General features: G+C 66.7%; 21 protein-coding genes and 1 riboswitch. Of the genes, 5 read left to right on the top strand and 16 right to left on the bottom strand.

The window, feature by feature from the left end; all coding sequences use genetic code 11:
• Positions 1 to 23 precede the first annotated feature (23 nt).
• The 5 genes from obgE to BLS52_RS11255 all read right to left on the bottom strand — a co-directional run bounded on the left by obgE (position 24) and on the right by BLS52_RS11255 (position 7,801).
• The gene (obgE, locus tag BLS52_RS11275; RefSeq protein ID WP_090586802.1) at positions 24 to 1,613 is read right to left on the bottom strand and encodes a GTPase ObgE; all 1,590 of its coding nucleotides are present in this window, start codon (positions 1,611 to 1,613) and stop codon (positions 24 to 26) included.
• Positions 1,614 to 1,742: 129 nt separating this feature from the next.
• Entirely contained in the window at positions 1,743 to 2,003 is a 261-nt protein-coding gene (gene rpmA, locus BLS52_RS11270; RefSeq protein ID WP_026545518.1) for a 50S ribosomal protein L27, read from the bottom strand.
• A gap of 55 nt (positions 2,004 to 2,058) precedes the next feature.
• Entirely contained in the window at positions 2,059 to 2,367 is a 309-nt protein-coding gene (gene rplU, locus BLS52_RS11265; protein ID WP_026545517.1) for a 50S ribosomal protein L21, read from the bottom strand.
• Positions 2,368 to 2,519: 152 nt separating this feature from the next.
• The gene (locus tag BLS52_RS11260; protein ID WP_090586800.1) at positions 2,520 to 4,121 is read right to left on the bottom strand and encodes a bifunctional hydroxymethylpyrimidine kinase/phosphomethylpyrimidine kinase; all 1,602 of its coding nucleotides are present in this window, start codon (positions 4,119 to 4,121) and stop codon (positions 2,520 to 2,522) included.
• Positions 4,113 to 4,229: riboswitch (TPP riboswitch) on the bottom strand. Its footprint overlaps the gene before it by 9 nt.
• Positions 4,230 to 4,354: 125 nt before the next feature.
• Positions 4,355 to 7,801 carry a ribonuclease E/G gene (locus BLS52_RS11255; protein ID WP_090586798.1) on the bottom strand — a complete coding sequence of 1,149 codons (3,447 nt, stop codon included), beginning with the start codon at positions 7,799 to 7,801 and terminating at the stop codon, positions 4,355 to 4,357.
• A 437-nt stretch (positions 7,802 to 8,238) separates the two neighbouring features.
• Here BLS52_RS11255 and BLS52_RS11250 point away from each other — a divergent pair, with 437 nt between their 5' ends.
• Positions 8,239 to 8,877 (top strand): vitamin K epoxide reductase family protein, encoded by a 639-nt coding sequence (locus tag BLS52_RS11250; RefSeq protein WP_090586842.1) that lies wholly within the window; start codon positions 8,239 to 8,241, stop codon positions 8,875 to 8,877.
• 28 nt (positions 8,878 to 8,905) lie between these two features.
• Here the strand turns inward: BLS52_RS11250 and dxs are convergent, their stop codons facing one another.
• From dxs to BLS52_RS11230, 4 genes are all read right to left on the bottom strand, one after another.
• On the bottom strand, positions 8,906 to 10,879 hold the full coding sequence (gene dxs / locus BLS52_RS11245; RefSeq protein WP_026543543.1) for a 1-deoxy-D-xylulose-5-phosphate synthase: 1,974 nt from the start codon (positions 10,877 to 10,879) through the stop codon (positions 8,906 to 8,908).
• A 171-nt stretch (positions 10,880 to 11,050) separates the two neighbouring features.
• Positions 11,051 to 13,843, bottom strand: coding sequence for an aconitate hydratase AcnA (gene acnA / locus BLS52_RS11240; protein WP_026543542.1), 2,793 nt, complete (start codon positions 13,841 to 13,843; stop codon positions 11,051 to 11,053).
• A gap of 173 nt (positions 13,844 to 14,016) precedes the next feature.
• Entirely contained in the window at positions 14,017 to 15,318 is a 1,302-nt protein-coding gene (locus tag BLS52_RS11235) for a class I SAM-dependent RNA methyltransferase (RefSeq protein WP_245702823.1), read from the bottom strand.
• A complete protein-coding gene (locus BLS52_RS11230; protein ID WP_026545746.1) occupies positions 15,315 to 17,291 on the bottom strand; it encodes an APC family permease in 1,977 nt (658 codons plus the stop codon). The genes BLS52_RS11235 and BLS52_RS11230 overlap by 4 nt, the downstream gene beginning before the upstream one ends.
• An 83-nt stretch (positions 17,292 to 17,374) precedes the next feature.
• Between BLS52_RS11230 and BLS52_RS11225 the strand changes: the two genes are divergently transcribed.
• Both BLS52_RS11225 and BLS52_RS11220 read left to right on the top strand, forming a co-directional pair.
• Entirely contained in the window at positions 17,375 to 18,049 is a 675-nt protein-coding gene (locus tag BLS52_RS11225; RefSeq protein WP_026545747.1) for a potassium channel family protein, read from the top strand.
• Positions 18,046 to 18,708 (top strand): potassium channel family protein, encoded by a 663-nt coding sequence (locus BLS52_RS11220; protein ID WP_035779314.1) that lies wholly within the window; start codon positions 18,046 to 18,048, stop codon positions 18,706 to 18,708. The genes BLS52_RS11225 and BLS52_RS11220 overlap by 4 nt, the downstream gene beginning before the upstream one ends.
• A 26-nt stretch (positions 18,709 to 18,734) precedes the next feature.
• Here BLS52_RS11220 and BLS52_RS11215 read toward each other — a convergent pair whose 3' ends face one another.
• The 4 genes from BLS52_RS11215 to dut form a co-directional block, all read right to left on the bottom strand.
• A complete protein-coding gene (locus tag BLS52_RS11215; RefSeq protein ID WP_035779363.1) occupies positions 18,735 to 19,397 on the bottom strand; it encodes a DUF3159 domain-containing protein in 663 nt (220 codons plus the stop codon).
• A 71-nt stretch (positions 19,398 to 19,468) separates the two neighbouring features.
• On the bottom strand, positions 19,469 to 19,759 hold the full coding sequence (locus BLS52_RS11210) for a hypothetical protein (RefSeq protein WP_245702822.1): 291 nt from the start codon (positions 19,757 to 19,759) through the stop codon (positions 19,469 to 19,471).
• Positions 19,752 to 20,498 (bottom strand): DUF3710 domain-containing protein, encoded by a 747-nt coding sequence (locus tag BLS52_RS11205; RefSeq protein ID WP_026545749.1) that lies wholly within the window; start codon positions 20,496 to 20,498, stop codon positions 19,752 to 19,754. The genes BLS52_RS11210 and BLS52_RS11205 overlap by 8 nt, the downstream gene beginning before the upstream one ends.
• Before the next feature lie 55 nt (positions 20,499 to 20,553).
• A complete protein-coding gene (dut, locus tag BLS52_RS11200; RefSeq protein WP_281241713.1) occupies positions 20,554 to 21,033 on the bottom strand; it encodes a dUTP diphosphatase in 480 nt (159 codons plus the stop codon).
• Between the two features lie 179 nt (positions 21,034 to 21,212).
• Between dut and BLS52_RS11195 the strand changes: the two genes are divergently transcribed.
• Positions 21,213 to 21,683, top strand: coding sequence for a DUF3093 domain-containing protein (locus tag BLS52_RS11195; RefSeq protein WP_090586793.1), 471 nt, complete (start codon positions 21,213 to 21,215; stop codon positions 21,681 to 21,683).
• 16 nt (positions 21,684 to 21,699) lie between these two features.
• Here the strand turns inward: BLS52_RS11195 and BLS52_RS11190 are convergent, their stop codons facing one another.
• Positions 21,700 to 21,999: a DUF4193 domain-containing protein gene (locus BLS52_RS11190; RefSeq protein ID WP_026545752.1), complete on the bottom strand. Its 300-nt coding sequence runs from the start codon at positions 21,997 to 21,999 to the stop codon at positions 21,700 to 21,702.
• A gap of 269 nt (positions 22,000 to 22,268) precedes the next feature.
• Between BLS52_RS11190 and sepH the strand changes: the two genes are divergently transcribed.
• On the top strand, positions 22,269 to 23,534 hold the full coding sequence (gene sepH, locus BLS52_RS11185; protein ID WP_090586791.1) for a septation protein SepH: 1,266 nt from the start codon (positions 22,269 to 22,271) through the stop codon (positions 23,532 to 23,534).
• A gap of 41 nt (positions 23,535 to 23,575) precedes the next feature.
• Here the strand turns inward: sepH and BLS52_RS11180 are convergent, their stop codons facing one another.
• Both BLS52_RS11180 and BLS52_RS11175 read right to left on the bottom strand, forming a co-directional pair.
• Positions 23,576 to 24,307, bottom strand: coding sequence for a thymidine kinase (locus BLS52_RS11180; protein ID WP_090586790.1), 732 nt, complete (start codon positions 24,305 to 24,307; stop codon positions 23,576 to 23,578).
• Positions 24,308 to 24,310: 3 nt separating this feature from the next.
• Entirely contained in the window at positions 24,311 to 25,504 is a 1,194-nt protein-coding gene (locus BLS52_RS11175; protein ID WP_090586788.1) for an alkaline phosphatase family protein, read from the bottom strand.
• Between the last annotated feature and the right edge of the window lie 4 nt (positions 25,505 to 25,508).

The following is a 25,508-nucleotide window of genomic DNA, read 5'->3' as shown; positions in this document are numbered from 1 at the left end:
GTTTCTGTGGTTGCGGCGGTGGGTCAGGCTCCGTCGCGGTCAGAGCCGCCGTCGTCCTCTGCCGCCTTCTGACCGGAGTTGCGGTAATTGACCGACTCTGTCCAGATGCCGGCCTTCCTCTCGGCCTCAAGCTCGGCACGGGCGGCGGCACGCGCGTCCTTGCGGGCCTGATGGTCCTCACGCTTCTGTTCACGCGTGGGACGCATGAGCTCTTCAAGGCGGAGGTCGGTGCCGCGGGGGGAGGCCAGGAGTTCGGCGCCGCCCATCATGGTCGGTTCCCAGTCGAAGACGACGCCGTCGCCCTCGCCGATCACCACGGTATCCCCGGGCTTGGCCCCGCTCTTGAAGAGCTGTTCCTCGACACCCAACTTAGCGAGCCGATCGGCCAGGTAGCCAACGGCTTCGTCGTTGGTGAAATCGGTCTGCTTCACCCAGCGCTCGGGCTTTTCGCCGAGCACGCGGAAGAGCGGCTCAAGGTTCTTCTCCTCGCGGCGGATGATGAACCCCTTCTGGTTGACCGCGCGCGGCCGCAGCACGGGCGGGGTGACAACCGGAGGTGCCGTCTCGAGCTTCGCCCGGGCCTCGCGCACAATCTCCGCCATCGCGAAGCCAAGCTGCCGCAGCCCTTCATGGCTCGCGGCGGAGACCTCGAACACCCGGTAGCCGCGGGATTCGAGCTCCGGGCGGACAAACTCCGCCATGTCCCGCCCGTCAGGCACGTCGACCTTGTTCAGGGCAACGAGGCGGGGGCGCTCGTTCAGGGGTATGACCTCGCCGCCGGGACCGGCGTAGCTCATGTCCACCGAGTAGCGGTCAAGTTCGCGTTCGATGATGCCGAGGTCCTTCAGCGGATCCCGGTCCGTCTCCAGTGCGGCGCAGTCCAGGACGTGGACCAGTGCCGCACAGCGCTCGACGTGGCGCAGGAAGTCATGACCGAGACCTCTGCCTTCACTCGCTCCCTCGATCAGCCCGGGAACATCCGCAATGGTGAATCGGACGTCACCGGCTTCGACGACGCCCAGGTTGGGGCGCAGCGTGGTGAATGGGTAGTCCGCGATCTTGGGGCGGGCTGCGGACATTGCGGCGATCAGGCTGGACTTCCCGGCCGACGGGAAACCGACCAGCGCGATGTCCGCGATCGATTTGAGCTCCAGGACCACGTCCCGGGCGTCACCGGGAATACCCAGGAGGGCGAACCCGGGGGCCTTGCGCTTCTGGGACGACAGGGAGGAGTTTCCCAGGCCGCCCTGTCCGCCTGCCGCGGCGACGTACTCAGCGCCTTCCCCGACCAGGTCGGCCAGCACTTCGCCGTCGCGCGTTTTCACTACGGTGCCGTCCGGCACGGGCAGGATGAGGGTTTCCCCCTTGCGGCCCTCGCGCCAGTCGCCCATGCCGTTACCGCCGTTGGTGGCGTGCCGGTGCGGGGCGTGGTGATAGTCCAGAAGGGTGGTGGTTTGCGGGTCAACACGGAGGATGACGGCTCCGCCGTCGCCGCCGTTGCCGCCGTCGGGCCCGCCCAGCGGCTTGAACTTTTCCCGCTTCACCGAGACGCAGCCGTGTCCGCCGGTGCCGCCCGAGACATGCAGAACTACCCGGTCAACGAAGCTAGCCACGGTGTACTCCTCTTGAGAATTTCACATCTATGCCGAGTTTATCCGGCTTAAAAGAAAGTGGGGCGAGCCTGTTGGCTCACCCCACCCTAGTGCTTTGTGTAACGCTGCTATGGTGTGCGGTTGCGAGTACTACTCGGCAGCCGCACCCACAATGTTGACTACGCGACGTCCACGGCGGGTACCGAACTCAACGGCACCGGCTTCCAGGGCGAACAGCGTGTCGTCGCCGCCACGGCCGACGTTGGCGCCGGGGTGGAAATGGGTTCCGCGCTGGCGGACGATGATTTCGCCTGCCTTGACGACCTGTCCGCCGAAGCGCTTGACGCCGAGGTACTGGGCGTTGGAGTCGCGACCGTTGCGAGTGGAACTCGCACCCTTCTTATGTGCCATCTGTTATGCCTGCCTTTTTCTGAAACAGAATCTTCGGCTCGAGCAACCCCAGGGGTTACTTGATGCCCGTGATCTTGACCTTGGTGAGCTCTGAACGGTGACCCTGGCGCTTCTTGTAGCCGGTCTTGTTCTTGAACTTCTGGATAACAATCTTCGGGCCCCGAAGATTCTCGACGATCTCGGCAGTGACAGTGACCTTTGCGAGGTCCTGTGCTGCTGAGGTCACCTTGTCGCCGTCGACCAGAAGGAGAGCAGGCAGCTTGAAGCTGCTGCCGGCCTCACCGGGGACGCGGTCAAGGGTAACGAGGTCTCCCACGGAAACCTTTTCTTGGCGGCCGCCTGCGCGGACAATCGCGTACACCACTTGGGAACTCACTTCTCTCGACGTTCGAACTTTTTGCAAACTGTTCCGGGACCGTGCGCTGTTCTCAGCGCAGCCGGAGGGGTGCTTGTGCACTCACGGCGCTTTCACGCCCAGAAATTAGTCACACGAGGGCGCAGCACCGAAGATCTAGATTACGGCAGTTTCGCGGATTCCCGCAAATCCGGGCGCGTCGGCGCGTCGAAAAACTCGTGCTCGTACCAGGCGGAAGCTTCGAAAGCGTTGATCATCGCGGCCCGGTCCACGGGCGAGGCGTGTTCGAATGCCGAATCGGCATAGGCGATCGCCCGTGCCGTGGCATCAGCGAAGGCCGGATCCGCGTAGGTCTCCATCCAGTCCGCGTACGGGTGGGCCCGGTCGGCTCCCGCATCGCTCCACTGGGCGTGGAGGACGTTCCCCACGTGGGCGTAGAGCCAGAAGCACGGCAGGACCGCCGCCACGAGCACGGCGTAGGAGCCGTTGCCGGAGGCCGCGAGCAGGTGGTCCACATACGCCTTGGTCACGGGACCCTGCCTGCCGGGTGCCTCGCGCCCGGCAAGCCAGGTACGGTGCAGTTCGGACTCCACCTCCAGGCAGTTGAGGGCGGATTTCGCCCAGAACTGCTGCTCAGCTTCGGTGGGTGCAAGGGCGCTGGCCCTGGCGAGCACCCGGGAGTACTCCCCGAGGTACAGCGCGTCCTGCGCAAGGTAGTAGGCGAACTGCCCGTCCGGCAGGCTGCCGTCTCCGAGCGCCCGCACAAATCCGAGGGTTTCAATCGCGCTCCGGTGGCCGGACGTGAGTTCCCAGACCAGTTCGCTGAACGGACGGCCATCCTGCGGGACCTTCTGCACGCTGCCGGCGGAGAACTGGTGGAAGTGGTGGATGGGTCCGTTGCCTCCGCCCACCTCCAGTTCATCCGCGCGTTCAAGCGCGCCCCGGAGCCAATCCTTCACAAGAACCAGCGACTGCTCCCAGTCCCCGGTGCGCGCCTGGACGGTCGCCAGCGCAGCCGACAGTGAGCAGCCCGTGCCGTGGGTGTTTCGGGTGTCGACTCGTGCGCCCGGCACCACGAGGACGCTGCCGCTGCTGTCCACGAGCGCATCGGGGCAGCCCCCGGCCTCCGCATCGCCCATTGTCCGGGCGACGAGGTGGCCGCCCTTGACCAGGACGGAGGTGCCGGTGGCTGCAGCGAGCCGCTTCCCCTGGTCCAGCGCGGTGTCCCAGTCCGGAGCGACAGGCTCGCCCAGCAGGACCGCAAGCTCGGCCAGATTGGGCGTCACCAGGTCCGCGAGCGGAACCAGCGCCCGCAGCTCGTCCTCCGCTTCGGCAGCCAGCAGCCGGTCGCCGCTGGTGGCCACCATGACAGGATCCAGGACGACGACGGCGCCGGCTACCCGCGGGAGCCACCGGCGAACCGTCCGGATGGTGTCCACGTCGCCGAGCATGCCGATCTTTACCGCGTCGATGGTGACGTCATCGCTGACCGCCAGCAGCTGCTCCTCCAGAAAGGCGGACGGCGGCGTGTGTACGCTGCGCACCCCCCTCGTGTTCTGGGCCACGAGGGAGGTAACGACGGCCATGCCGTACCCGCCGTGCGCACCGATGCTCTTCAGATCGGCCTGGATGCCTGCTCCACCGGTCGGGTCGGTTCCGGCCACGCTCAGTACGCGCGGAACAGTCCGGAGCCGGGCCGGGGCAGGCAGGCTCGACGGGTCTTTGGTGTGTTGGGTGTGTTCCTCAAGCGTGCGAATACTCATCCGCGACATCCCTCCGCTAGGCCAAGGGCCGCCTGTTCCGGCGGCCGTCTCTAGATCAGGTTCAACGCGTCTTATCTCAGCCCGCAACGGGCACCGCGTGTCACTTCGTCCCACCCTACCGCGCGGCGGGAAAATACCCATTCCATGACGCACGGCCGGGAAAAACAGAACACGCCGCTCCCGCTGGGGATACGGCGTGTTCTGTAGGGCAGGCAGGAAGCCTGAAGGGACACCTAGAGTTCGGAGGCGGGCACCCCGACACCGAGGATCATCGGCTCTTCGGTCTGCTTCGGTGCCGCCGCGGGCTCGGCAGCCCGTGCAATGTGCTGCGTACCGGCTGCCGGAGCGCTGCCGGCTGCAGCGACCCGCTCGATCGTCGCGTTCTCCGCTGAGCCCTGGGCACTGCTGGCGGCGCGGTGCCGCCGGTTACGCCGACCCGACGACGGCGCTGCTCCGGTGCCCGTGGCAGCCTGCTGCACGGTCTCGGGGCGGGAAGCAGTATCCGGCACCGCAGGTTCATCCCGCGGTGCCTCCGCCGGCCCGCTGTCCGTCCCCGCCGGGCCGGCCTGTGACGGCGCCGCAGATTCCGGCTGACCCGTCGCAGGGAAACGGTTGAACGCCTCCGTCAGACTCTCAAGTGTGAGGCTGGGCTCCGGCCGGACCGACGACGGCGCGTTTTCAGCGCGCGGCAGCGTCACCTTCTCGCCGTTGATGGTCAGCACAGGGCCCGACGCCGGCGCAGCCGCGGCGGGCGGAAGCACCTCGTGATCATGCTCATGCGCGGCATGGGTGGCTGCCGCGATGCTGGCCAGTGCAGCGCGGGCGGCTTCAGCGCGGGCCTGGCGTTCGGCGTCGTCGCCCTTCTGCTCGGGCGCAGGAGTGTGCTCTTCATTCGGCTGGGTGCGGGCCCGGCGCTTCCGTTCGCTGCGGGAAACCTTCTCCTGACGGAGGTGCTGCTGGTGATTCTCCGGCGAGACTACGTGCCTGCGGTGCTCCACGGGCTCGTCATGGGTCACCACGCCCCGCCCGGCGCAGTGTTCACAGTTCTCTCCGAACACCTCGAGCAGTCCGGTCCCCATGCGCTTGCGGGTCATCTGGACGAGGCCCAGGGAGGTGACCTCCGCAACCTGATGCTTGGTCCGGTCGCGTCCCAGGCACTCGACGAGCCGTCGCAGTACGAGGTCGCGGTTCGCTTCAAGCACCATGTCGATGAAGTCGATCACGATGATGCCGCCGATGTCCCGGAGGCGAAGCTGCCGCACAACCTCTTCCGCTGCCTCCAGGTTGTTCTTGGTGACGGTTTCCTCGAGGTTGCCGCCGCTGCCCGTGAACTTGCCCGTGTTGACGTCAACCACGGTCATGGCTTCCGTCCGGTCAATCACCAGTGAGCCGCCGGAAGGCAGGAACACCTTACGGTCCAGCGCCTTCTGGATCTGCTCATCGATGCGCCGGGCGGCGAAGATGTCCTCGTCCTTCGTCCACTTTTCGAGCCTGCCCACGAGGTCCGGAGCAACGTACATGACGTAGGCCTCGATGGTGTCCCATGCCTCCTCGCCGGAAACGATCAGCTTGGAGAAGTCTTCGTTGAACACATCGCGGACCACCTTGATGGTCAGGTCCGGTTCGCCGTACAGCAGTTCCGGTGCCAGCGTCTTGGCCGAGGCTGCCTTGGCCTCGATCGTCTCCCACTGGGAGCGGAGGCGGTTGATGTCGTGGGTCAGTTCCTCTTCGCTGGCGCCCTCGGCCGCGGTGCGCACAATCACGCCGGCGTTCTCCGGCAGCCGGTCCTTGAGGATCCGCTTGAGGCGGTTGCGTTCGACGTCGGGAAGCTTCCGGGAGATACCCGTCATGGAGCCGCCCGGAACATACACGAGGTAGCGCCCGGGAAGGGAGATCTGGCTGGTCAACCGGGCGCCCTTGTGGCCCACGGGATCCTTGGTGACCTGCACGAGGACCGGGTCACCGGACTTCAGCGCCAGCTCGATCCGGCGCGGCTGGCCGTCGAGACCTGCAGCATCCCAGTTGACCTCACCGGCGTACAGCACGGCGTTGCGGCCGCGCCCGATATCGATGAACGCAGCTTCCATGCTGGGCAGGACGTTCTGGACCTTGCCGAGGTACACATTGCCGATCAGTGAATCCTGCTGGGTCTTGGACACGAAGTGCTCGGCGAGCACTCCATCCTCCATGACGCCGATCTGGATCCTGTCATCGCGCTGCCGGACCACCATCTGGCGATCGACGGACTCGCGGCGGGCCAGGAACTCCGCCTCGGTGATGACATGGCGGCGCCGGCCGGAATCGCGCGATTCCCGGCGGCGCTGCTTCTTGGCTTCCAGGCGGGTGGAACCCTTCACGCTGGTGACGCGGTCCGACGGCGCCTCCTGGCTCTGCCGGGGCGCGCGGACGCGCGTCACCGTGTTGGGCGGATCGTCATCCTGCCCGCCGGTGAGTTCCAGGTCCTCTTCACCGCGGCGGCGCCGGCGACGACGACGCGAAGTCACCGACTCACCCTCCCCGCCCTGCTCTGCCGGTCCGCCGGACTCCGACTCGGGCGCTTCGCCCTCAGCGGACCGGCTGCGGCTCCTGCTCCGCCGGTTACGGCGGCGTCCGCGCCCGGTGTCGCTGTCCCCCTCGGCCTCATCATCGGCGTCGTCTGCGACGGCCGCTTTCGGCTGGGTCCGGGGCACCACGGCGGTGAGGTCCGGTGCATGAAACAGCAGCGAGACAGGCGAGTCCGGAACAGCGAACGGATCCAGTCCACCGCTGTTCTGAGCTGCGGATGAGTCCCCAGCAGGAGAGTCCGGGGCGTTGCCGGAAGTGTCGGCAGCCTTGTCTCCTGCCGCGGGGGCTGCTTCACCGGCGGCGGACTGTGCCGGGGCGGCCTCAACTTTCACGGCATCCTCGGCGTCCGGGGTCGCAGCGTTGGCCTGCCCGGCGTCGGCCGTTGCGCGGCGGGAGCGCGAGCGGGCCGAGCGGGAGCGGCGGGACCCCTGCCCGGAATCCGCCTCCCCCTCCGAGGAGGAATCGTCCGCTGCACTCGGGGCTACCGGCGGCTCGGCTGCTGCCTGTCCGTCGCCTGCAGGCTCTGCGGCGGCCGACCCTGCTGTATCGGGCAGGGCAGCCGATTCATCGGTGGTTGCTGCTTTTGCGCTCGCGCGGCGGCGACGGGCGGGCTGCTCGGGGGCGGCATCGCCGGCGGCGGGTGCCTCCGCAGCTTCCCCTGCAGCGGAATCGGGCCGGCCTGCCGGTACGGTTGCGCGGGTGCGCCGGGTGCGGGCCGGTTTGCGCGCCGGTGCGTCACCGGACAACGGTGCGGCGTCAGGAATTGCACCATCAGCGTTTGGCCCGTCAGAGTTTGGCCCATCAGCGTTTGGCCCGTCAGAGGTGCCGGTTTCCGTGACCGTCCCATCAGCGGACGCGGGTGCCGGTTCCGCGCCGATCGACGGCGGCTGGGCGGGCGACTCGGGCAACGTGAGTTCACCCTGGGTTGGCCGGCGGGTGGCCCGGCGGCGGGCCGGCGGCGCGGCCTCTGCCTCGCCGGCTTCGGGGGACTCCCCCGTCACCGCTGGTGCGTCGTCGCTCTTCTTGCGGCGCGTGCGCGGTGCCTTGCGTGCAGGTGCTTCTCGCTCAGCGGCATCCGTCAGGACCTCTGAGGAATCTGATGCGTTTGTATCCATATTCGGCTGTGCTCCACCCCCGGAACACCGTCCACATTCCGGCGCCCCGAGGCGCTTGGTCGGGTGTCCGCGGCGTGAGTGCACGCGCCACCCGGAAGTCGTTTTTGTGTCGTTCGAGGTCGCGCCAACCATGGGGCGCGGCATCACTCGAAGACCAGTGGCGCTTTTCCTGCCCGATCGCTGAAACCAGCGCGGGTTCTGCCCGGCGGATTCTGCGGGGTTCACCATGGAAATACCAAAATCCGCAGGAGCGTCGCCGGCAGAACCGGAAGCCTGTCACTGGACCGGCACCGGAATGTGGTTCCTGCGCCAGCCACGTTCATTGTCTCACACGCCCGTCGCTGCCTGCAGTACCGGAGGTTAGACTCGCTCGTGGCGGGCCGCTGCCGGAGCGGCGGCGGGAAGACCTGGACGGACGGGAACAGTTGGGAGTGGGCATGCCAGCCAATGCCGGGCACGGCGGAGCGGGGACCGCGGGTGCGCGGGAGGCCGGCGGGCCTGCATTCGCCACCGACCGGGGAATGGCATGGGCGTTCGCCGTGTGCGGCGCCGTCGGCTTCCTGGCCTCAGGACAGCTGGTCCTGGAACGGCTGGCGCTGTACCAGGACCCCGGTTACGTGACGTCCTGCGATATCAGCCCGTTTGTCTCCTGCGGTGAGGTGTTCCGGACCTGGCAGGCCGCGCTGTTCGGCTTCCCGAATCCGCTCATCGGTATTGTTGCCTTCGCGGTCATTCTTACGACGGCGATGGTCCTGTTCTCCGGCGCCCGCCCCGCCCGCTGGTACTGGCGGGGGCTGCAGGCCGGGGTGGGCCTCGGGTTCGTGTTCGTTATCTGGCTCTGGAGCCAGGCGCTGTTCGCCATTCACATTCTCTGCCTGTACTGCATGGTGGTATGGGCAGCGATGATCGTGCTGACCGTCCTGCTGACCGCGCGGAACGCCATCCACGGCGACGTTCCGTCCCCGGCCGCCCTGCGCCGCTTTCTCGCCGGGTGGGCCTGGCCGCTGACCGTGCTGCTGCTGGCTGCCACCGCTGCGTCAGTGTTCTTCAGCTTCTCCCGTGCGTTCCTCGGCTAGCGGGCCACCGGCTAACAGGGCGCCGGTGCTAGAGCTTCGGCAACTGCCCGGTGGCTGAGGGAACCTCACCCGGCAGCGGACGGGCGACAGGAACCTTGGTGCCGAGCACCTGTTCCACAATGTCCTGTGCCACCTTGCGGGCAGACAGCCCCACGCGTTCCAGCACCTCGCTGCGGGAACCGTGATCCAGGAACTCCACCGGCAGGCCCACCTCGTTGAGTGCTGTATCGACACCGGCCGAGCGCATCTCCTGGCGAATCCGTGATCCCACCCCGCCCGCGCGTACCCCGTCCTCGATGACGACGACGATCCGGTGTTCCGCCGCCAGCCGGATGACCGAACCGGCCACGGGCAGAACCCACCGCGGGTCAATGACCGTGGAGCTGATTCCCTGCGCACCCAACCTGTTGGAGACGTCGAGGGCGAGTTCGCTCATCGCGCCCACGCTGACAATCAGGACGTCGTTCTGGCGGGAGCCGGCCGGCCTGCGGCTCAGGACGTCCACCCCGTCGGCAAGCCGCTCTACCGACTCGACCTCGACACCGACGTTGCCCTTCGAATACCGCACCACGGAGGGCGCGTCACTGATTGCGACGGCTTCCCGCAATTCCTCCCGCAGCCGGGTGGCGTCGCGCGGGGCGGCGAGGTGCAGTCCGGGAACGATCTGCAGCATCGACAGATCCCACATGCCGTGATGGCTGGCCCCGTCCGGTCCGGTCACCCCTGACCGGTCCAGCACGATGGTCACCCCGGCCTTGTGCAGCGCAACGTCCATGAGGAGCTGGTCGAATGCACGGTTCAGGAAGGTGGCGTACAGGGCGATCACCGGGTGCAGGCCGCCGAAGGCCATACCGGCTGCACTGGTGAGCGCGTGCTGCTCGGCGATGCCGACGTCGAACACCCGGTCTGGATGCTTCGCCGCAAACTTGTGAAGGCCAACGGGGATGAGCATGGCGCCGGTGATGCCGACAATGTCCTTGCGCTCGTCGGCTATGGCGGCGATTTCCTCGGCGAAGACCGATGTCCAGGACTGCACTCCCCCGGCTCCGATGGGCTCGCCCGTCTCCGGGTCAATGATTCCCACGGCGTGGAACTGGTCGGCCTCATCGGCGCGGGCGGGGGCGTAGCCGTGGCCCTTCTCGGTGATGGCGTGGACAATAACCGGGCCGCCATAGTTTTTCGCCTGGGTCAGGGCGTGCTCCACTGCGGGGAGGTCATGGCCGTTGATGGGTCCGATGTACTTCATGCCCAGGTCCTCGAAGAGGCCCTGGGGCGCCCACCAGTCCTTCACACCCTTCTTGGTGGCGTGCAGGCTCCGGTAGGCGAACCGGCCGACCACGCCGCCGCCCTGGAGCTTCCGCTTCCACCAGTCGAGGGTGCCCTCATAGACCCGGTGGGTGCGGACGGAATCGAGGGTGGGTCGCAGCGACGCCAGGTAATCAGCAACCCCGCCGATGGTGGGTGCGTAGGAACGCCCATTGTCATTTACCACGATCACCACGCGGCGCCGCTTGTCCGCGGCGATGTTGTTGATCGCTTCCCACGCCATGCCGCCGGTGAGCGCGCCGTCCCCGATGAGGACGACGGCGGAGCGGTCTTCTTCCCCATTCAGTACCCGTGCGCGGGAAATGCCGTCCGCCCACGAGAGCGAGGCGGAGGCATGCGAGCTCTCAACGACGTCGTGCACTGATTCGGCGCGCGAGGGATAACCGGAGAGCCCGCCCTGCTGGCGGAGGGAATCGAAATCCTGCCGGCCGGTGAGCAGCTTGTGCACATAGGACTGGTGTCCGGTATCAAAGACGATGCTGTCGCGCGGCGAGTCGAATACCCGGTGGATGCCGATGGTCAGTTCAACTACACCGAGGTTGGGTCCGAGGTGCCCGCCCGTGCGTGAGACCGTGCGGATGAGGAAGGCTCGGATTTCCGCGGCCAGGCGGGAAAGCTGCTGTCCTGACAACCTGGTCAGGTCCTGTGGGCTGTGGATGGTCTCCAGAAGTCCCATCGCGCCTCCTTCTAAAACTGGTGATCTGCGGCGTCGGTGCGCTCTCACTCGCTGTTAACTCTAACGCCGCGTCCCGGCGACGGGTGCCGGGCCGGGCGTACGCCGCGCGTTAACGCAGAACACGCCGCCTCCGCCAGAGCGGATGCGGCGTGTTCTGCTGCGGCCCGTCGGTTAGGACGCGGACAGCTGGCGCAGGACGTACTGCAGGATGCCGCCGTTGCGGTAGTAGTCCGCTTCGCCCGGCGTGTCGATGCGCAGGACGGCGTCGAACGTGACCGGGTCGCCTCCCTCTTCAGGGGTAGCGGTCACCCTGACGGTTGCCGGGGTGTTGCCGTTGTTCAGTTCCGTGACACCCTCGATCGCGAACGTCTCCGTGCCGGTGAGGTGGAGCGTTGCGGCGTTCTCGCCGGCCGGGAACTGCAGCGGCAGGACACCCATGCCGATCAGGTTGGACCGGTGGATGCGCTCGTAGCTTTCGGCGATGACGGCCTTCACGCCGAGCAATGCGGTGCCCTTGGCTGCCCAGTCACGCGATGATCCGGAACCGTACTCCTTGCCTGCCAGGATCACCAGCGGCGTGCCGGCGGCATGGTAGTTCATCGCGGCGTCGTAGATGTAGGTCTGCGGGCCACCGGTCTGGGTGAAGTCGCGGGTGAACCCACCTTCCACGCCGTCCAGGAGCATGTTCCGCAGGCGGATGTTCGCGAAGGTTCCGCGGATCATCACCTCGTGGTTGCCGCGTCGGGACCCGTAGGAGTTGAAGTCCTTGCGGGCCACACCGTGCTCAAGGAGGTAACGGCCTGCCGGGCTGTCGGACTTGAACGACCCTGCGGGGCTGATGTGGTCGGTGGTGACCGAGTCGCCGAGCCTGGCCAGGACGCGGGCGCCCTCAATGTCCGCAACCGGTTCAGGGGTTGCCTGCATGCCCTCGAAGTATGGGGGCTTGCGGACGTAGGTGGAATCTTCGTCCCAGGCAAAGGTGTTGCCCTCGGGGGTGTCGAGCGCCTTCCAGCGGTCATCGCCGTCGAACACGCCTTCATATCCCTTGGAGAACATGGCCTCGTCGATGGAGGAATCGATGACCTGCTGCACCTCGGAGGGGCTTGGCCAGATGTCGCGGAGGAAGATGCTCTTCCCCGACTCGTCCTCGCCGAGCGGATCATTCTCGAAGTCGAAGTCCACGGTTCCGGCGAGTGCGTAGGCGATCACCAGCGGCGGTGAGGCGAGGTAGTTCATCTTCACGTCCGGGTTGATCCGGCCCTCGAAGTTGCGGTTGCCCGAGAGCACCGCGGCGACTGCCAGGTCATTGTTCTGCACCGCGTTGGAGATCTCTTCCTCGAGCGGACCCGAGTTGCCGATGCAGGTGGCGCAGCCGTACCCGACAATGTAGAAGCCCAGCTTCTCCAGGTACGGGGTGAGGCCGGACTTGTCGTAGTAGTCCGTGACCACCTTCGACCCCGGTGCCACGGAGGTCTTTACCCAGGGCTTCGAGGCAAGGCCCTTCTCGACGGCGTTCCTCGCGAGGATCGCTGCAGCGAGCATCACCGAGGGGTTGGACGTGTTGGTGCACGAGGTGATCGATGCGATGGTGACGGCACCATGGTCGAGAACAAACTCACGCCCGTCGCCCATGGCGACCTTCACCGGCCGGGACGGCCTGCCGTCTGCCGTGGCTGCGGCGGAGTGCTTCAGCGTGGAGGTCATGGCGGGCACGTCGGAAGCCGGGAAGGATTCCTCGAGTGCCTCATCCAGCGCCGCCTCGTCCGCGTTCCCGGTGTAGTTGTGGATGTCCTTGCGGAACTGTTCCTTGGCCTCGGTCAGCGCGATCCGGTCCTGCGGCCGCTTGGGGCCGGCGATGGACGGAACAACGGTGGACAGGTCCAGCTCGATGTATTCGGAGAAGCGGATTTCACGCGACGGATCATGCCAGAGGCCCTGTTCCTTGGCGTAGGACTCCACCAATGCCACGCTCTCCTCGGAGCGCCCGGTGAGGCGCAGGTATTCCAGGGTGACGTCATCGATGGGGAACATTGCGGCGGTGGAACCGAATTCGGGGCTCATGTTGCCGATGGTGGCGCGGTTGGCCAGCGGCACCTCGGCCACTCCCTCGCCGTAGAATTCGACGAACTTGCCCACGACGCCGTGCTTGCGCAGCATCTCGGTGATGGTCAGGACCACGTCGGTGGCGGTGGCGCCGGCCGGGATGGATCCGGTGAGCTTGAACCCGACAACGCGCGGGATGAGCATGGATACGGGCTGGCCGAGCATCGCGGCCTCGGCTTCGATGCCGCCGACTCCCCAGCCCAGCACGCCCAGGCCGTTGACCATGGTGGTGTGCGAGTCGGTGCCGACGCAGGTGTCAGGGTAGGCCCGGAGGGTGCCGTCAACTTCGCGGGTCATGACGGTGCGCGCCAGGTATTCGATGTTGACCTGGTGGACAATGCCGGTACCCGGCGGGACAACCTTGAAGTCGTCGAACGCCGTCTGGCCCCAGCGGAGAAACTGGTAACGCTCGCCATTGCGCTCGTACTCAATCTCCATGTTGCGCTCGATGGCCTCGGAGTTGCCGAAGACATCGATCTGCACGGAGTGGTCGATCACCATCTCGGCGGGTGCCAGCGGGTTGACGCGCGCCGGGTCTCCACCGAGTTCCTTGACGGCTTCACGCATGGTGGCAAGGTCCACCACACACGGCACACCGGTGAAGTCCTGCATGAGCACACGGGCCGGGGTGAACTGGATCTCGATACTCGGCTGGGCGTCGGCGTCCCAGGATGCGAGTGCGCGAATGTGATCCGCGGTGATGTTTGCGCCGTCCTCGGTGCGCAGCAGGTTCTCGAGCAAAACCTTGAGGCTGTACGGAAGGCCATCGGCGCCTTCAACTGCATTCAACCGGAAAATCTCGTATTCGGCACCGGCGACATCTAGTACGCCTTTGGAACCGAAGCTGTCCACATTACTCATGTCAGGACTCCTCTCGCCGTCTTCTATCCTTGTTCCGGCGGGCGCGAGCTGCCAGTTAGGAACACCTAAGACCCGGACTGCGGCAGGAATCGTTTTCGCAGGCGGGTGCCGGCTGCGAAGTCCACACGGAACAACCGTTTTTCATCCTATCCGCATGCGCAGGACAGGGGGCGTCACAGTGGGCGCAGGACCGCCACAGATTCCATATGGTGGGTATGGGGATAAAGATCGAAGACCCGGAGGGAGTCCAGGCCCCAGCCCGCCGCCGCGAAGTACGCGACGTCCCGGGCGAAGGACGCCGGATCGCAGGACACATACACCACGGCCTTTGCCCCGGTGCCCGCGATGGCCCGCACCGTCTCCCTGCCGGCTCCCGCCCGCGGCGGATCGAGCACGACGGCGTCCAGGTGCGGCCGGCGCTCGCGCAGCACCTTTTCCACCTTCCCCTGCACAATGTCCACGTGGTCCCGGCCATGCAGGTTCCGCCGTGCGTCGCGGCTTGCCGCCGGTGAACCCTCGACCGAGAGCACCGAGCCGGTCTGCCCCACTCGTTCGGCGAGGGCGGCAGTGAAAAGTCCGGCTCCCGCGTACAGGTCTGCGACCCGCGCTCCGGACGCCGGCTGGAGGCCCTCCAGCACGGCCTCGGTCAGCACCCGGGGCGCGCTGCGGTGAATCTGCCAGAACCCCTCGCCGGTGACCCGGAAGGTGTGGCCGCCGACAACCTCCCGCACCCAGGTGCGCCCGCGCAGCCGAAGGACCGACCCGGTGTCGGGGTTGAGGACGGCCACGGAAGCGCCCGGGATTCCCTCAGCAAGGGCACGGAGGGCACGGCCGGGCGGGTCCTGGGTGCTTCTCAGCAGCACCAGCGGCTCTTCATCGCCGGATCCGGCTGCCACCTCGACGCCGTCCACACCACTGAAGTCCCGCTCCCAGAGGGCGAGCGCGTTGATCGCAGGGACGGCGAGCGGCATGTCCGCCACCGGAACCAGCGTGGTCGAACGGTGTTCGTGCATGGCGAGGTGCCCGTCGGGATCGACGGCGAATCCCACGCGGGTGCGCCAGCCGAGCCCGTCCGGGGACTCGTCCGGCACGGCTTCGACGGTGATCCGGCGGTCGATCTTTCCGAGGCGGGCAAGCTGTTCCGTGAAGATGTCAGCCTTCAGCCGCCGCTGGGCGGCCAGCCCGATGTGGCCGAACTCGGCGCCGCCCACGGGGCGCGTGCCCCGCATTCCTGCCAGAGCCGCGTCTGCAAGCGGCCACGGGTGGTTCACCCGGTCGGTCGATGCCTGCACCACCTCGGTGGCGTCCGCGCGCCAGAAGCGGGCGTCGTCGTCGTACTCGGTCAGGCGGGCCTTCACCACCTCGCCGGGGAGCGCATGACGCACAAAGATCACCCTGCCCTCATGGCGGGCAACGCAGTGCCCGCCATGGGCGGGCGGGCCGATGGTCAGTTCGAGTTCTGGGGTCTGCGTCACCTGAGGTCCTGGAATTTGCGGGCGGCATCGGAGGAAGCCAGCTGCCATGGCACGCTTGCCACCATAACGCCCGGCTCGAAGTGGAGCCGTGTCTTGATGCGAAGTGCGGTCTGGTTGTGCACGAGCTGCTCCCACCATTTACCGACAACGTATTCGGGGATGTAGACAACGATGAGGTCCCGGGGTGAGTCCCTGCGCATCGACTTGATGTAGTCCATGATCGGCTGGATGGTGTCGCGGTAGGGAGAGGCAAGGACGGTGATCGGCACGGGCACCTCAAGGCGGTCCCAGTCCTCGAGCGTGCGCCGGGTTTCCTCCGGGTCGACGTCCACCACGATCGCATCCAGTTTGGAGGGCCGGGATGCCCGCGCGAAGGCCAGGGCACGCAGCACCGGTTTGCGCACGTGGGAGACGAGGATGACTGCGTGGACTCGGGAGGGCAGGGCACGGGCGGAGGCGGCATCATCGATGGCCAGTTCGCGGGCCACCTGGTCGTAGTGGGCCTTGATGCTGAACATGACCACAAACAGTGCGGCCATGGCCAGGACCGCAATCCAGGCACCGAACTCGAACTTCGTCACCAGCACCACCACGAGCACCGCCGCGGTCAGCACGAAGCCGATCGAGTTGATTGCCCGGGACTTGTTCATCTGCCAGCGGCGCTTCCTGTCCACGGTACTGCGCAGCTCGCGGCCCCAGTGCTTGATCAACGCCAGCTGGGTGGCGGTGAAGGACACAAAGACGCCGACAATGTACAGCTGCACCAGCTGTGTGACGTCCGCGCGGAAGACGAGGATGAGCAGGATGGCGCCGAGGCCGAGGGCCATGATGCCGTTGCTGAACGTGAGGCGGTCACCGCGGGTACGCAGCTGGCGGGGCAGGTAGCCGTCCTTGGCCAGGATCGACGCCAGCACCGGGAAACCGTTGAAGGCGCCATGCGCTGCCAGCAGCAGGATGAGCGCGGTCGCAGCGACGACCACGATGAACGGGAGGCTTCCGCCGTCGAAAATGGTCCGTGCAAGCTGGCTGATGACCGGGTTCTGCACGTAGGACCCGGGCACGGGCTCACCGTCCAGCAGCAGCTGCGTGGCGGGGTTCTGCACCACGTGGACCCGCGTGGCGTTGGCGAGGTAGATGACTCCGGCGGTCATCAGGGAGGCGACCACGCCGAGGATGAGCAGGGTGCTCGCGGCGTTCCTGCTGCGCGGAGGCTCGAAGCTGGGCACATTGGCGCTCGGAGCCTCCACACCGGTCAGCGCCGCAGCCCCCGAGGAAAACGCCCGCAGGATGAGGAGTGCGCCGGCAAGGCCCACCAGCCCGTTGTCGAACGCCGCGTCCGGAATGATTTCGAAGCGGGCGCTCGGCGCCTCCCCCAGCGTCCCCGTGAGCCGCTGGATGATCCCGGTGACGCACAGCGCCAGGATTGCGGCCATGAACACGTAGGACGGAAGCGCCAGGACGCGTGCGTCCCGGGTGAAGCCGCGCAGGTTCACCAGAACCAGCACGACGACGGCCCCCACCGCCAGTGAGGTCTGCGCCCCTGCGAGCACGGGGGCCAGGGAAATCAGATAGTGTGCGGCGGCGGAAACCGACACGGCAACCGTCAGGACGTAGTCCACCATGAGCGCCGCAGCCACGGTCACCCCCGCGCCGTCGCCGAGGTTGCGCCGGGCGATTTCATAATCACCGCCGCCGGAGGGATAAGCGTGTACGGACTGCCGGTAGGACGCGATGACCACCAGCAGGACAACGATGACGGCGAGCCCCACCCAGGGGGAAACAGCAACGGCGGTGACTCCCGCGAGTGCGAGGGTAAGAAGGATCTCGTCCGGTGAATAGGCCGTGGAAGACAGTGCACTGGTCGAAAACAGCGGCATGGCGATCTTCTTGGGCAGCGTCTCATGCCGGAGCCGGTCGTTGCGGAACGGTTTGCCCACCAGCACCCGCTTGGCGGCCTCGAAGAAAGTCAGCACAGCCCACAGACTAGCGCGTTTGGTGGTGCCGCCCTCCACTACCCTTGGAAGACAATGAACGGAACACAATCAGGGGTGGCGCAGTGGCGCATTTCGTAATCATGGGCTGCGGCCGGGTGGGAGTCAGCCTGGCACACACGCTGGACGAGTCCGGACACAGCGTGGCAATCATTGACCAGGATGACCGCGCGTTCCGCAGGCTCAGGGGTTCCTTCGGCGGCCGCAAGGTCACCGGCGTTGGCTTTGACCGCGACACGCTGAAGAACGCGGACATCGAAAACGCCTATGCCTTCGCCGCCGTGTCCAGTGGTGACAACTCCAACATTCTTGCCACCCGGGTGGCGCGGGAGATTTTCCACGTCCCGCACGTCGTCGCCAGGATCTACGATCCCGGGCGCGCCGAGATCTACCAGCGGCTCGGTATACCCACCGTTGCGGCCGTCCGGTGGAGCGCGGACCAGGTCCTGCGCCGGATCCTCCCTGAACAGAGCATCAACGGCGATTTCCGGGAATCCTCGGGAAGGCTCATCCTGGGCGAACTCACCCTCCATGACGGCTGGCTCGGCCGCTCGATCAAGGAGATCGAGGCGGCCGCCGGAGTCCGCGTCGCCTACCTGACCCGCTTCGGCGAGGGGATGCTGCCCGGCAGCGGCACCAGTTACCAGGAAGGCGACGTGGTCCACGCCATGATGGAAACCGCCGCTACGGATGAAGTGGCTCGGGTACTGTCCAAGCAGCCGCGGGAGGAGCAGGAATGAAGGTAGTCATTGCCGGGGCGGGAAGTGTGGGGTCCTCGATTGCCCGCGAGCTGTTGTCCAACAACCATGACATCCTGCTCATCGATGAGAAGCCCGAGGTGGTCGGGCGCAGCGGCCTTAAAGGGGCGCGCTGGCTGATCGGTGATGCCTGCGAGCTCACCACGCTCAAGGACGCCAAACTGGACGAGGCCGACGTCGTGGTCTCCGCGACCGGTGATGACAAGGTAAACCTGGTCGTCTCCCTCCTTGCCAAGAGCGAGTTCGGCGTGGGACGGACGGTGGGCCGGGTCAACAATCCCAAGAACGACTGGATGTTCGATGACTCCTGGGGAGTGGACGTCGCCGTCAACACGCCCCGCCTCATGACGGCACTGGTCGAGGAAGCGGTGGAAATCGGCGACCTTGTGCGCCTGTTGACCCTGCAGACCGGCGTGTCCGCGATTGTGGAGTTCACCGTTCCGCAGGACTCGCTGCTGGTGGGACGGACCCTCGGCTCCGTCGAGTTGCCCGCCGACTGCACGGCGGTGGCCATCCTGCGTGACGATGCTCCGATTGCTCCCAGCCCGGATGATGTGGTGGAGGCCGGCGACGAGCTGTTCTTCGTCGCTGCCATCGCCGCCGAGGATGCCCTCAGGACTGCTCTGCGGCCGACCTCGTAACGGAGCCTTCCGGCGAGCCGGCCGCGTCAGGCGGGCGGATGCTGCTGCTTCTCCAGCGCCGGCCGGGATACCAGCCACGCGAACCAGAGCCCCAGTGCGTAGAGCGGAACCCCCATGGCAACGCGGGTGGCGCCCAGGGCCGCGATATTGTCCGCAAGGTAGAGCGGCACCTGCACAATGAGCCGCAGGGCCAGTACGGCGACGATCAGCCAGGTTGCCAGGGAGTAGGCGCGGATCCTCGCCGGTTGTTTGCGCCATTCCGTGCCCTCGCCGCGGATAAACCCGAAGAGCAGTCCGGCCAGCGGCCATCGGACGGCGATGGACACAGCCATACCCACGATGTAGGCGGCGTTGGTGAAGAATCCGGGGAGGAAGAAGTCCTCCGCGTTGCCTGTCCGGTTCGCGACAAAGGCACAGATGGCCACGCCCACCAGGCCGGACAGAGCCTGCGTGAGGGGCGTTCTGGTCAGGAGCCGAATGACCGTGAACACTGCGGAGACGGCCAGCGCAGCCACGAGGGCGAGCTGCAGATCCCGCAGGATGGTGAAGACCACGGTGAACAGCAGGCCGGGCAGGATGCTCTCGGCGAGGCCGCGCACTCCTCCGATGGACTGCAGCACGTCGATGCGGCCGCTCTCATCCTGGCGGACCCCCGCCTTGGCAGCGTACTGGCCGGCCAGGCCGCCCATTCCCGGCTCGGGCTGCGGGACTTCACGGTTGTCGGACGGATCGCTGCCTGGCGGGTTCTCTGCGGGCTGGTTCACTCTGACTCCTCGACACGGCCGACAATCTCATACCGCGGGTTGTGAATGGTGGGTACCCCGTCAACGACGGTGAGCATTCCCTCGAACGCCAGGTTGACCCCCGGGTCGATGCCCGGGATCCTCCGCTGCCCGGTCCAGAGGAGCCGGACGCGGGCGTCGCGCGGTTCGTGCAGGGTTACCATCGCCGAGAACTGGGGCATGGCACTGCGGGGCAGGATGGTCACCCGCTCCACGAAGCCGTGCCCGCTGATCCGTCCACGGCGCGGCAGGGCCAGTTGGTCAGCCAATGTGGGTGATCTCGGGACCCCGGCGTAGCGGGTCATCCGGAGCCGTCAGCGGCTGCTCAGCCTGCTGCTTCGGGGCTCCGGCGTCCTTGGGCAACCGGAGCGGCAGGAGCTCACGCGGAGGCAGCGGATGCTCTCCGCGAACCACGACCACGTTCCGGAAGAGCTGTTCCATCGGCGCGGCTGCTGCTGGATCCATGGCACCAGGGCCCCCGAAGACGCCTCGGAGGAACCAGCGCGGACCGTCCACTCCGACGAACCTCGCCACCCGGAATCCCTGACGTCCGTCGGGAGTCTGTGCGGGAAGCCTGGCGATCAGTTCGGTACCGAACTCCCCCGTGCGCTCTTCGACGGTGCCGCCCTGCGAGCCCACCGATGCTGCGATCTGGCCGCGGATTTCATCCCAGAGCCCTTCCGACCGGGGAGCAGCGAACGCCTGCAGCTGCAGGTTCGAGCCCTTGATATCCAGCGTGACCGCGATGACCCGCTTTGTACGTTCCTCGACCTCGAGACGGAGCTGCAGGTTCTCGGCAGCGGCAATACGAAGGGCTCCGAGGTCGATGTAGCCGGCGGTAGTGTCCTTCTCGGACTCGTCGAACGGACCGGTAGCGGCGCGGCCGTCCTCTGTCGACGCGCCCTCGCCCTGCTCTTCCGGAAGCTCGTCGGTCTCGTCGGCAGAACTCAATGCAGCGCTTGAGTCCTTACCGGACTCCTGGTTTTTCTTGCGGCGCCCGAAAATCATGATCGGGATCCTCCTTCGATAGTTCTCGACAGCCGGCGGCTGCCGGTCGATTGCGTCAGCGTGTGGCTCCGGCCGAGGGCGTGAACCCCCCGGTGGAGCCGAATCCACCGGCACCCCGCACCGAATCGGGCAGCTCCTGGACCGTCACGAACGCTGCGTGTTCCACTTTCTGGATCACCAGCTGGGCGATGCGGTCGCCCCTTCTGAAGGACAGGGAAGCGGCCGGATCCGTGTTCAACAGGGTCACGGCGATTTCGCCGCGGTAGCCGGCGTCGACTGTTCCGGGCGAATTGACGACGGTGATGCCGTGTTTGGCGGCCAGTCCTGACCGGGGATGGACAAACGCGGCGTAGCCGGCCGGCAGTGCCAGGGATACCCCGGTGGGGATCAGCGCGCGCTCACCGGGCTGGAGCTCGAAGTCGATCCTGGTCCGCAGGTCCGCGCCGGCGTCACCGGGGTGTGCGTAGGAAGGAGGCTCGAGGCCGTCGTCGAGCATTTTGATCTGCACTGACAATGCTTCCGCTGTATCAAGCACGTCTTCTCCTGCACGGTTCTTCTGATGGGCGGGCACAGCATGCGCCGTCGGCCGGCGCTGCGCCGAAAGTGCGGAATGCACCGGAGCCCTTTGCACCATTTACTGTAGCGCTTCCACGGGCTGGCCTGCGCTTTCAGGCCGGGATGAAAAGCGGCAGGAAAGGTGCTTAGCTAGCTGACATGCCTACAGGATCCGCCGGTGAGCCGGTGCTTTACGAAGAGAAGCTGTGGCCGGCGCCGTGGATCTGGCTTGTGGTGGCCGGTGCCGCCGTTGCCTCCGTATTCACGTTCATTCCCATCAGCATCCAGGCAGGGATAGTGGCCGCCGTCGTCGTCGCCGCCGTCCTGAGTACCCTCCTCCTGCTTTCCACCCCCCACATCAGGGTGACCTCCACCGAGCTACAGGTGGGAAAAGCGCAGATCGAGCGGAAGTATCTGGGAGATGTTGAGGCGTTCACCGGCTCAGCTGCAACAGCGCAGCGAGGGACGGAACTGCACGGCAAGGCATACCTCTGTATCCGGGGGTGGATCTCGCCGGTGGTGAGGATCACGATCAATGATGCGGAGGACCCTACTCCTTACTGGTTAACGTCAACGAGGCGGCCCGAGCAGCTGACAGCTGCCCTGACCGCCCCGTCGCAGGGAACGTAAAGTCGCAGGAAAAGGCTCAGCCTTCGCAGTCCTTGCAGTAGGCCAGCCCGTCCTTCTCTTTCGCAATCTGGGAGCGGTGGCGCACGAGGAAGCAGGAAGCACAGGTGAATTCGTCGGCCTGCGCCGGAAGGACCCGCACGAGGAGTTCCTCGCCGGAAAGATCGGCGCCCGGAAGTTCAAAGCCTTCCGCTGCGTCAGTCTCGTCCTCGTCGACTACCGCGGACTGCTTGTCCGTACGACGGGATTTCAGCTCTTCAATGGAGTCTTCGCTGAGTTCGTCGTCAGTCTTCCGAGGCGCATCGTAGTCAGTCGCCATAGTTAGTAGTTCACGCTCCGGTGGATGTCGGTGGTCTATCGGTGGAAATCAGTGATCCAGGAACGGCGCCGTACAGCGCAGGTCCTGTTCGTGTCACAACGCTGCGGGGGCCAATTTTGTGCCCGTACCGCAGAGATTGTTGCTGATCGTCCCCTGAAAAGCGAATCGGTGCATAACTTCCGCGCCACACCTAGGGATGAAGTAGGAACGGACCCCTTTGGATGGCAAAGTTTCACCAAAGGTAATGTATGTCGGCTGGAGGGTTTTTGATGCAGGAGCTACGGCTGGTAGGCGTGGATGAGGGCGGAGGCCATCTGCTGCTGGGCGGTGAGGGTGGGGCTTCGTTCCGCCTGCCTATCAACGAGGCGCTGCGGATGGCAAGCACACGGCCGTCCACACGTCCGGCACGGCAGGAGGCACCCGGTACATCGGAGAGCCCGGACGGCAAGGCACGGCGCGCGCCCCTGAGCCCGCGGGACATCCAGGCGCGGATCCGGGGCGGCGCAACCGCCCAGCAGATCGTCGATGAGATGGGTGTGGAACTGCAGCATGTGCTGCGCTATGAAGGACCGGTCCGCGCCGAGCGCGATTACATGGCCCAGCTTGCGCAGCGGGTCGAGGTGGCTTCGCCGCTGCCCTCCAATGATGGCTACCGGTCCGCGTTCGGCGACAATCCGGCCCAGCTCGATGACATGGTCCGGTACCGCCTGCAGGCGTTCGGGGTGGATCCGGAAACCGCTGAATGGGACGCCTGGCGCAAGCCGGACGGCCTGTGGACCGTGGTGGTCCGGTTCGAGCTGCCTGCCGGAACTGCAGCCTCCGTGGGTGAGGAACCGCCCGCGCAGTGGACGTTCAACCCGTCCCGCAAGACGGTGCTGAATGCCAACCGCTGGGCCCAGGTCCTGAGCGAGCTGGAGCCGCTTGACGGCCCGCTCCCCTCCCGGAGGCTCAGCGCCGTGGCGGACAGGGTTTTCGACTTTGAGACCGATGCCGCCGAGGAAACACCCCAGGACGACGACGCCGATGAGCTGCTGGATGTGCTGCGGTCACGCCGCGGTCACCGCCTGGGCACGGATGAGGACGGCGATGATGCGCTTGCCCTGATGCTGGCCAAGGGCCACGTGCCCGCTGCGCATCCGCGTCCGGGCAACGGCGAGGCCGAGGAAGCGGACACTCAGTCGGCCGGTGCCCAGACCCGGCCTTTCCCCGGACTCAGCCTGGCTCCCTCCATTTTCGACGACGAAAACTCCGGGGACATGTACGACGACGGCACGCCACGCCTTTTCGAGGGCGTGAGTACGGACACCAGGGAGATCAGCGTTATTGCGCGGCCGCAGCGCCCGGCCGAGGAGTCAGAGTCCGTTGCCGCCCGGGAGCCATCGCGGCGGGCCGACGCCGCCGGGGAGAACCCGTCTACGTCCGATGAGACCCGGGATGCTGCGCAGAAGGCGCCGGAGGCCGACCGGAAGCTTCGGCCAAGGCGCTCCAGCGTGCCGAGCTGGGACGAGATCGTATTCGGCACGAAGGGCGACTAGCCTCCGTCGGAGACTGCACCTCCAGCCAGGGCGCCGGGAGACTACAGGCGCGCGGCCACGGGGTCGAACGGCAGCGCAACGTCGCTGCCTGCCTGGGTGCGCGCGCTGAGAGTGGTGACGCGGCGCATATGGTGCCGGCGGCACAGCGTTTCATAGCCGATCACCGGCGCGGCCGGCGGATCGAGCTCGTCCAGCCCGCCGCCCGTGAGCCTCGCCTGGCGTGGATCAGTCTCCACGGCAGCCGGCTCGACGTCACCGACCACCATCTGCTCACCCTCCACCACCATCACGCCGTCCACGGTGCGCGCATTGTGGGTGGCACGCCGTCCGCACCAGCACAGAGCCTCGACCTGCAGGACCTGCGTGCGGTCAGCGAGCTCGATGAGACGCTGTGACCCGGGAAAGAGCTCTGTGCGGAAGTCGGACGTGATGCCGAACGCAAAAACGTCAATGTCCATATCGTCGACCACCCGCGCCAGCTGTTCGATCTGCCGCCGGGTGTAGAACTGCGCTTCGTCGCAGATGAGATAGTCCACCCGTGTCCCATGCGTGCGGCGCCGCACCAGCTCCTCCCAGAAGTCGGTGTCCTGACGCACTTCCACGGCCTGTGTCATGAGTCCGAGGCGGCTGGAAATCACTGATTCCCCCGCACGGTCGTGGGAGCTGAAGAGCAGTCCGCTGCGGCCGCGGGCGGTGTGGTTGTGATCCATCTGCAGCGCGAGGGTCGACTTGCCGCAGTCCATTGTTCCGGAGAAGAACACGAGCTCGGCCATCGGTCAGCGACCCACCATACGGGCTGGGCCCGGTCCGGGCTTGGCGAGGGTCAGCAGCGGGACTTCCCTTTCGGCGCGGGTGATGGACCCGTGCTGGCCGACCACTTCGAGCGCCGACGCCGGGACCCTGCGGGTGTCATAGAACGCCACGGGCTCGCGTGCGGCAATGAGGACGTCTCCGATCCGGGGGCTGACTGCCGGGGCAACCGGACCGAACAGGCCGGCGGCAATCGCCTCCCCGCGTGTCAGGACCCAGGCCCTGTGTCCGTGGGCGCTGCGCCAGGACTCAACCAGACGCGCCACGCCCGCCTCCGTCAGATCCGGTTCTGTGTAGAGGTGGACCATCCGAGGCTCGCCCCCGGTGAGGGCTACGCCGTCAATCAGGGCGGGATCAGCGGAAAAGTCCACCTGCTGTTCCGGTGCAACATCCACCATCCCGTGATCGGCTGTCAGGAGGAGCAGCGTGTGGGGCGGCAGGCCGGCTGCAAGGGACCGCATGGTCCGGTCCAGGTCCTCCAGCCGGTCTCCCCAGTCGGCGGACATGCATCCGGAACGGTGTCCGGTCTTGTCGAGTTCATTCAGATACAGGTAAACCAGTGCCTGGTCAGTGGCTTCCAGCGCCCTGCAGGCTGCCTTGACCCGTGCCTGCGGGGTGCTTCCCGCAACATACGTGCCGCCCCGCAGCGCCGCGCGAGTGAGGCCCGAGCCGTCGAAGCGCGCCAGCCCGACGCTGGTGACCGGCACCCTGGGTGCCACACGCTCAAACACTGTCGGATGGGGCTGCCAACGGTCGGGCTGCACCGCTGCGTCCCATCCGCCGAGCATGTTCACTATCCTGCCCTGCCCCGGGTCCAGGACGTCGTAGCCCACCAGTCCATGCTGCCCGGGCGCGAGGCCTGTCCCGAGCGAAGCAAGCGCCGCCGCCGTCGTGCTCGGAAAAACCGAGCCGAGCTTGCGGCCGGAATCGAGGAACTGCCGCAGGAAGGGGGCGTGGCCGGAGCGCTGGCGGAGCAGGGCTGAGCCCAGTCCGTCCACCAGGACCACGCAGACCCGACGGGCCGCCGGCAGGTCCAGCGTGTTGGAGAAGTCCGGGAGTCCAAGCGCGGCAGCGGAGCTGGTGAAGACCTCGGCAACAGAGGTGCGCCCGTAGGCAGGCGCGGCTGGCAGGGGCTCCCTGTGGAGCGATGATGCAGTCACGTGC

The organism is Arthrobacter subterraneus (assembly GCF_900099735.1).
Classification (GTDB): Bacteria; Actinomycetota; Actinomycetes; order Actinomycetales; family Micrococcaceae; genus Arthrobacter_D; species Arthrobacter_D subterraneus.
This window is presented reverse-complemented; position numbering and strand designations above follow the sequence as displayed.

Excerpts from the sequence above, each read along its gene's own strand:
- BLS52_RS11205 (WP_026545749.1), bottom strand. The coding sequence starts at position 20,498 with ATGATTTTCGGGCGCCGCAAGAAAAACCAGGAGTCCGGTAAGGACTCA.
- BLS52_RS11260 (WP_090586800.1), bottom strand. The coding sequence starts at position 4,121 with ATGAGTATTCGCACGCTTGAGGAACACACCCAACACACCAAAGACCCG.
- BLS52_RS11195 (WP_090586793.1), top strand. The coding sequence starts at position 21,213 with ATGCCTACAGGATCCGCCGGTGAGCCGGTGCTTTACGAAGAGAAGCTG.
- BLS52_RS11215 (WP_035779363.1), bottom strand. The coding sequence starts at position 19,397 with ATGGGCGGCCTGGCCGGCCAGTACGCTGCCAAGGCGGGGGTCCGCCAG.
- BLS52_RS11190 (WP_026545752.1), bottom strand. The coding sequence starts at position 21,999 with ATGGCGACTGACTACGATGCGCCTCGGAAGACTGACGACGAACTCAGC.
- rpmA (WP_026545518.1), bottom strand. The coding sequence starts at position 2,003 with ATGGCACATAAGAAGGGTGCGAGTTCCACTCGCAACGGTCGCGACTCC.
- BLS52_RS11180 (WP_090586790.1), bottom strand. The coding sequence starts at position 24,307 with ATGGCCGAGCTCGTGTTCTTCTCCGGAACAATGGACTGCGGCAAGTCG.
- acnA (WP_026543542.1), bottom strand. The coding sequence starts at position 13,843 with ATGAGTAATGTGGACAGCTTCGGTTCCAAAGGCGTACTAGATGTCGCC.
- dxs (WP_026543543.1), bottom strand. The coding sequence starts at position 10,879 with ATGGGACTTCTGGAGACCATCCACAGCCCACAGGACCTGACCAGGTTG.
- BLS52_RS11255 (WP_090586798.1), bottom strand. The coding sequence starts at position 7,801 with ATGGATACAAACGCATCAGATTCCTCAGAGGTCCTGACGGATGCCGCT.
- BLS52_RS11220 (WP_035779314.1), top strand. The coding sequence starts at position 18,046 with ATGAAGGTAGTCATTGCCGGGGCGGGAAGTGTGGGGTCCTCGATTGCC.
- BLS52_RS11250 (WP_090586842.1), top strand. The coding sequence starts at position 8,239 with ATGCCAGCCAATGCCGGGCACGGCGGAGCGGGGACCGCGGGTGCGCGG.
- sepH (WP_090586791.1), top strand. The coding sequence starts at position 22,269 with ATGCAGGAGCTACGGCTGGTAGGCGTGGATGAGGGCGGAGGCCATCTG.